The organism is Oleiphilus sp. HI0125 (genome assembly GCF_001635355.1).
Genome location: NZ_LWGF01001233.1, coordinates 23571 through 30075, shown reverse-complemented (window position 1 = coordinate 30075; position 6505 = coordinate 23571). Strand labels below are relative to the sequence as shown.

8 protein-coding genes are annotated in these 6505 nt (G+C 44.3%); 3 read left to right on the top strand and 5 right to left on the bottom strand.

The features are described from left to right. The first annotated feature begins 92 nt into the window (after positions 1 to 92). Both A3762_RS21540 and A3762_RS21535 read left to right on the top strand, forming a co-directional pair. The gene (locus tag A3762_RS21540) at positions 93 to 308 is read left to right on the top strand and encodes a TIGR02450 family Trp-rich protein (protein WP_068501804.1); all 216 of its coding nucleotides are present in this window, start codon (positions 93 to 95) and stop codon (positions 306 to 308) included. Positions 309 to 350: 42 nt separating this feature from the next. Then, a complete protein-coding gene (locus tag A3762_RS21535) occupies positions 351 to 875 on the top strand; it encodes a dihydrofolate reductase family protein (RefSeq protein WP_068757563.1) in 525 nt (174 codons plus the stop codon). A 42-nt stretch (positions 876 to 917) separates the two neighbouring features. On the opposite strand, the gene arfB is transcribed toward A3762_RS21535, so the two are convergent. Together arfB and A3762_RS21525 are read right to left on the bottom strand one after the other, a co-directional pair. Further along, positions 918 to 1334, bottom strand: a complete 417-nt coding sequence (gene arfB / locus A3762_RS21530; RefSeq protein WP_068501797.1) for an alternative ribosome rescue aminoacyl-tRNA hydrolase ArfB — start codon at positions 1332 to 1334, stop codon at positions 918 to 920. Between the two features lie 73 nt (positions 1335 to 1407). Next, positions 1408 to 2598, bottom strand: coding sequence for a DEAD/DEAH box helicase (locus tag A3762_RS21525; RefSeq protein WP_068501794.1), 1191 nt, complete (start codon positions 2596 to 2598; stop codon positions 1408 to 1410). 301 nt (positions 2599 to 2899) lie between these two features. Between A3762_RS21525 and A3762_RS21520 the strand changes: the two genes are divergently transcribed. After that, a complete protein-coding gene (locus A3762_RS21520) occupies positions 2900 to 4051 on the top strand; it encodes an endonuclease/exonuclease/phosphatase family protein (protein ID WP_068757560.1) in 1152 nt (383 codons plus the stop codon). A gap of 72 nt (positions 4052 to 4123) precedes the next feature. On the opposite strand, the gene A3762_RS21515 is transcribed toward A3762_RS21520, so the two are convergent. Genes A3762_RS21515 through A3762_RS21505 form a run of 3 tightly spaced genes read right to left on the bottom strand, consistent with a single transcriptional unit; the run spans position 4124 to position 6505 of the window. After that, positions 4124 to 4546 (bottom strand): hypothetical protein, encoded by a 423-nt coding sequence (locus A3762_RS21515; protein ID WP_068757558.1) that lies wholly within the window; start codon positions 4544 to 4546, stop codon positions 4124 to 4126. Positions 4547 to 4595: 49 nt separating this feature from the next. Next, the gene (locus A3762_RS21510; protein ID WP_068757556.1) at positions 4596 to 5480 is read right to left on the bottom strand and encodes a hypothetical protein; all 885 of its coding nucleotides are present in this window, start codon (positions 5478 to 5480) and stop codon (positions 4596 to 4598) included. 11 nt (positions 5481 to 5491) lie between these two features. Beyond that, the gene (locus tag A3762_RS21505; protein WP_068757553.1) at positions 5492 to 6505 is read right to left on the bottom strand and encodes a PA2778 family cysteine peptidase; all 1014 of its coding nucleotides are present in this window, start codon (positions 6503 to 6505) and stop codon (positions 5492 to 5494) included.

The window sequence follows — 6505 nt, the reverse complement described above, 5'->3', positions numbered from 1 at the left end:
ATAGAACTCAACATCACATTTTTCAGCGATGTTGCTCGCCTTGAAAGTAGCTCGGTATTTTGTTTTTGATTTAATCCAGAGAGTTATTTATTTTGAATAAAATCGATCCCAAGAAACTTTTGAATAGTAAGTGGACAGCCGTCAGACCGTTAAATAAAGAGAAGCATTTTATGGTTGCGGAAGTTGAGTTTGATGAAGAGGGAGAAGTTATCCATTGTTTGCTAGAAGCTATCATTTCTAGGCGGACTGCAGCGATCGATTGGAGGCAGCTTCGAGATAAAACACTTTGGAAGCAGGGTTGGAAATAATCGTAGGGAGCCTTTTATGAGCGAGCAAAACATCACGGATTCATCGGTTTTATAGCAACGAGTTTGGATGGCTATATCGCACGAAAAGATGGCAATCTCGATTGGCTAGACAAGGCCAATGCTATCGTCCTCGAGGGCGAAGATTGCGGCTTCGTTGATTTTATTTCTACGGTTGATGTTTTGGTGATGGGTAGCAATACCTATGCGAAAGTGTTGTCTTTTGGTACTTGGCCTTATGAGATCCTAGTGATTGTTCTAAGCCAACGAGATCTTAGTGTTCCTAATGAGTTATCCGACCAGATTACTATCAGTAAAGAAGCTCCAGAAGATCTGGTTCAGCGCTTATCTGCCGAAGGAAATCGGCGTTTATATATTGATGGTGCTTCGGTCATTCAAAGCTTTTTGTCTGAAGGATTAATCACAGATATGACGATCAAAGTCGTTCCTGTATTAATTGGTGAAGGAATTAGTTTGTTCGGCCATACAGAGCAAGATATTGAGCTTGAGCATGTTTCGAGCAAGGCCTATGACTTTGGCTTTACCGAAACAAAGTATCTTGTGAAGTGATGAGTAGCTAAAAGGCTATACATCAACTTTTCTTTTCAAATCTCAGTAATTCACTTTGCCACGCATGCTCTTCGTTTGTGAGCGTTGCGTTTTTTTATCCAAGCGTTTCTTTTGCGAGCTTCGTGTTGGCTTGGTGGCTCGGCGTGTCTTTTGAACTACTGTCGCTTTTTGAATGATAGCAAGTAGGCGGTTCAAGGCTTCTTGTTTGTTCTTTTCTTGGGTTCGAAATTCTTGCGATTTGATGATTAGGATGCCGTCTTTATTGATTCGGCTATCACTCAATGCGAGCAATCGTTCTTTATAAAAATCGGGTAGAGATGATCTTGGTATATCAAAACGAAGATGGATAGCGCTTGAGACTTTGTTGACGTTTTGCCCTCCAGAACCCTGTGCACGAATCGCCGAGAAATCGAGCTCGTAGTCAGGGATTTGAACATTGTGTGAAATGACGAGAGGCATAACTGAGCCATGAATTACTTGGGGTCAGAGCAAAAACACTCTGACCCCAATGCTGTTTCCAAGATTATAGGGTTTATTTTTTCTTTTTCTTCTTCTTTTTGCCTGCAGCTTTGCCCGAAGACTTGAGCTTTTTAGGGCCCTTATAGTTGCCTTCAAGATCTTTGATTTTGCGGCGATCAAAGCGTTGCTCTAGATAGCGTTCAATACTTGCCATAAGGTTGAATTCAGCCGCCTCAATGAGTGTCACGGCCGTACCTTTTTCGCCAGCTCGACCCGTTCGACCAATGCGGTGTACATAGATATCACCACGGCGAGGCATTTGGAAGTTGATCACTAAATCCATGCCTTCGATGTCTAAACCACGCGCGGCAACGTCTGTTGCAATCAGTACTTTGACTTGCTCACGACGCAGCTTGCTCATCACTAGATTACGCTGCTTTTGATCTTTATCACCATGCAGAATACCAGCACTAATATTTTGCTGTTGCATCACCCGATAAACTTGGTCGGCTTGTTCTTTTGAATTACAGAACACCACGCAGTGTTTGTATTCTTCGTTCTCGATTAGCCACTGAACTAGTTTAAATTTATGCGCCTTGTCGTCAGCAAAAATAATTTGCTGTGTGATGTCTTGGTGTTTGTCACTGGTTTGATATAGCTCAAGTGTTTCAGGGTTTGTTAGCAAAGCTTCGGCAAGACCGCGTAAGCTTTTGTTTGCGAGTGTCGCTGAGAACATAGAGGTTTGCATGCGCGCCAAACAATGTTCCGCAATCGATAGCACTTCATCGCTAAAGCCCATGTCGAGTAGTCGGTCTGCTTCATCAAGAATCAGCGCTTCAATACTGCTTAAATCAAAGTCGTCACGCGTGACAACTTCTGATAAACGACCCGGCGTCGCGATGATGATTTGAGGTGGATTTTTTACCAACTCAATTTGTTTATTGATGTCTGTTCCACCGCTGACGATACCGAAGGTAAGATCGGTAAAGCGGCCTAGCTGTTTAGCCTGACGAAGTACTTGCTGAGCAAGTTCGCGCGTAGGTACCAGAATTAATGCCAGCGGTTCGCCTTGGTCGCGTCCGAGCAAACGCTCAAATGTTGGGAGTAAGTAAGCCGCTGTTTTACCGCTACCGGTTTCTGCACTCACGAACAGGTCTTGGCCATCAAGGGCGGGTTCAAAACAGGCATCTTGCACCGCTGTCGGCGATTGAAAACCAGCTTCTTTTACTGCGTCGAGCAGTTGTTCGTCTAAGTCTAAAAACACGGTTAAAACTCACGTCATTGAAAGAAAGGCAGCGGCGCATGATGCGTTACTGTAGATGGGCGGAATACTAGCAGATAAACGGATCTGATGTGTGTTTAATCAAGATCGCGGTGCTCTTGATTCAATCTTTTTCATTGTTCGTGTTTCTCAAGACATTCTCCCATTTATTGTTCTGGTTGTTTTATGCACACCTTGTCGCAAAACATAAGCTTGCCTCTTCCATAACGTGTCCGCCCATTCCATTCTAATCATTGCTTTCTATTCGAAGGCTCGAATAAAAATAAAAGAATGGAGAATTATAATGAAGTCAAAACTATTAGCGGGTGTTCTCGCGCTAGGCTTAGCGGCACCTTTAGCCTTTGCTGACGACGAGAAAATCAAAGTCTTGTCTCGTAATGTTTACCTTGGTGCAGATATCTTTCCTGTACTCGCTGCAGCTCAAGATCCTGATCCACTTGCTGTACCTCTGGCGGTTACTGAAGTTTTTCAAACTGCACAAGCAACAAACTTCCCTGAGCGTGCTGGTGCATTAGCGGATGAAATTGTGAGCCGTAAGCCTCACGTCATTGGCCTACAAGAAGTATCTATTTGGAGTACGCAAATTCCGGGTGACTTTTTGATTGGGAACCCTGCTCAAGCTTCCGACGTTGTTTATGATTTTCTAGAAATTCTTATGGCGAATTTAGAAGCGCGTGGACTAAGTTACGAAGTGGCAGCGTCTGTCGACAATGCCGATATTGAGTTGCCATTCGTTGCGGGTATTACTGCGGAAGGCCCGATCTTGGGAGATGTTCGTCTACAAGATAGAGATATCGTTCTCGTGCGTAAGAAAGTTAGCTACTCAAATGCTTTAAGCGGAAACTTTACGGTCAATGGTGTGGTCGACATTAATGGCGTACAGGCCTCATTTACGCGTGGTTATAATATCTTAGATGTGAACGTGAAGGGCGCAGACTACCGTATCGTGAACACGCATTTGGAAGTCGGCGGTTCAGAGCCATTTAAGTCTTTGCAAGCCGTTCAAATGAATGAGTTGCTTCAAATTGTTGATGCGACAAGCTCAGACACTAACCCAATAATTATGCTTGGTGACTTTAATAGTGACCCTCGTGACACACCGTTTGTGTCTGCATCAGGTATTCCAGGCTTAGATGGATTGCCATTGGTACCTCCTTATCTTCAGGCTACTGGAACAGGCTATGGTGATACTTGGCTGATGCAAGATAAGATTCGTGGTGAAGGTCTTACGTGCTGCTTTGATGATGCTGTATCAGATGAAACGGCAACCTTATCATCACGTATTGATCATGTATTCTTGAAGCTTAATGGAAGTGAGCTTGAGCGTGTGAAGGTAAAAGTTTTGGGCGATTCATCGGCGGATATGACCGATACCAGTAACTTGTATCCTTCGGATCATGCGGGTGTATTCGCGAAGATTCGTTTCGACGACTAGCACCAATAAAGAGAGCGAGATTCCTCGCTCTCTTCTTAGCTTTCTATTTTTACCTTAATTTGATTAAACGCATTAGCCGATTAGCGTCGAGATTAGGGCGATCATCAAATACCCGTAACCTAGCGTGGCAGGAAGAAAACCCAGTAAGGTTTTGGCTTTGTCGGCAAAGGTTTTGGGGTTTGCGAGTTCAGGCTTAATCGCCAAAATGATAAAACCGAAAGGGTTGTAGAGTGAGCCAACACAGAGCAAGACGATGACCCAGCTCGGTAGCACTATCTCAAATCGTTCTTGTAAAAAGAATGCTGCAACTAACAGTATAAACATCAGCATGTAATCTATATGCGCACGAATGAGCTGATGGGTCGCAGGGAAGATCTTTTTCAGTGAGCTCATCTTGGCATAAAGAATCAGCGAGGCGAGCCATGCTAAGCCAAGAGACATGAGCATGCAGATAGCGCCAGTGATGAGCAGTAAATTTGGATCAGATAGGTTCATTATTGTTATTCGCTTTTAGATAGGGTACTTAGAATTTGCTTAGAGTTATTTACTCATGCTTACTGCTTTTAGTTCTCTTATAAAAATTAATGAGTTGAGAAACGAAGAATGGTTTTTCAGAGATCGATATCAAATCGCCTTCCTGCGTGAATGCAATGGCTTCGCCTTGTGGTTCAGGACTTGTGTCTAATAATTGTGGTGGAGTCGTGAGTAAGCGTTCTTCAACACTCAAATCACTTACGGGCCAAAAATAAATCTGCGGGTAAGTGCGTAGGGCGATCTCACCATTTCGGATGTCTCCAGCCGTAATGTTTTTTATCGCGATCTTGCCAATGGATTCTGCAGTCAGCGACGAATTGCCCTTAAACTCAAAACGATAAAGAAGGTTGTTGTCTTCTCGTTTACTGAGTAGATACACGTTTTTTCCGTCGGCCATTAAGGTTTCTGTATCGCGCGGGCCCTCTTGATAAGAAAGCGTCATTCGCTCTGGCGCGAGCTGCATCAGGCTATTAGTCTCAAATTTTGGCTCTAGGATGCGGTAGATAAATAGCTCTGAGCGAACAGCGCGATTGTCGCCGATATCGGCGATCAAGATATAGGTTTTACCTTGGATCTGTTGGATCGCAATGTCTTCAAAGTCTTTGTTTTTTGTGTTTTTTAATTCAACCTCTAATTTGACTTCACCCGTTGAAGGATCAAGTAAATAGATACTTGGGTCATTGCCGCTATCGTTATGCGCCCAATAGAGCCCTTCATTTTTATGGCTTGCTACTAAACCTGAAAGCTCAGCCAACTTGCTTGATCGTACTTTCGAGAGCACCTTTGCCTTTTCAAAGCTCGGTGACCATTCAATCGTAGATTCATCCGCTAATGAATAAGCACTAAATACCAGTAAGGCGAGGATGAGTATTAAGGGTTTTGGTGTTGTTCGCATATGAATCTTAACTACTGAATGGGACAGTTCGGAAGTACTGCGCACTGCACAATTGGTTCAGAATTAGCGTTTAGCATCGCTTCAATGTCTTTGCTCGAGCTCTTGAAGTTCTGTTCTTTTGGCGCGAGTGCGAGAGCACATTGCACTGCTTGAGTTGCATTGTCGCAAGATAGCTCTGCCAAGGCATAGGCTAAGTTATTCCAATAACTTGCGATGTTCGGCGTTTTAAGGAGGGCTTCTAAAAACATGGTTTGTGCTTCTTCGAATTCATTGAGCTGGTAGAGCAGATTGGCCAAACCAAAATTGAATGTGCTTTGCCCGGGCCATACTTCCGTTGCATGGTAATACGCATCCACGGCAGTGGACGTCTGCCCAACTTCAATAAGTTCTTCTAGGGTCTTTTGATAAGGCAATGGTGACGCCGTGGCGGGGACTTTGTGCGGCGGCAAAATGACAATCGCCCAACTCGGCGCATTGTTGGCCCATTTGCGTTCAAATGTGGCAAGAGCAATAGTTGTGTTTGCTTCGAGCCCACTGTGCAAAGTCACTGTTTTATCATCAAGGTCATAACCAACTACTAAAGCGTAGTGCCATACAGGATGGCTTTCGAGCGCAAGGTTTTGTAGCACTAAAACTGGATTGCCCCTAGAAACCTCGTGAAATACGGATTTCATAGTTGGAGCGAGTTCGTAGGGAATTAACTCAAAGCGGCGAGCTGCAGCTTTAAGCTCTATTTGAAAGCTTCCTTGACGCTCTGGCACGTAGACCATATTCACAAGCGTTGAGAGTTCAGGGTTCAAGCCTTGAGCTTGTAGCATCATACTCAGCGCGGCTGGGCCACAGAAATAATCTTCTTGGGCGACAAACGGCACATCAAGTTGATGCTGACGGGGAATGTCAGAGCTTATCTCAGACATCAGTGCGCGAGACTGCGGATAGCTAGCACAACCGCTTATTACTGCACTCAAGAACATAATCAAAAACGCCAGCTTTAAGCTGGCGTAAGAGGGGTGACTTAAGGTCAT

Coding starts and splice junctions, on each gene's coding strand:
- arfB (WP_068501797.1), bottom strand. CDS start 1,334: ATGCCTCTCGTCATTTCACACAATGTTCAAATCCCTGACTACGAGCTC.
- A3762_RS21520 (WP_068757560.1), top strand. CDS start 2,900: ATGAAGTCAAAACTATTAGCGGGTGTTCTCGCGCTAGGCTTAGCGGCA.
- A3762_RS21515 (WP_068757558.1), bottom strand. CDS start 4,546: ATGAACCTATCTGATCCAAATTTACTGCTCATCACTGGCGCTATCTGC.
- A3762_RS21510 (WP_068757556.1), bottom strand. CDS start 5,480: ATGCGAACAACACCAAAACCCTTAATACTCATCCTCGCCTTACTGGTA.
- A3762_RS21505 (WP_068757553.1), bottom strand. CDS start 6,505: ATGACCTTAAGTCACCCCTCTTACGCCAGCTTAAAGCTGGCGTTTTTG.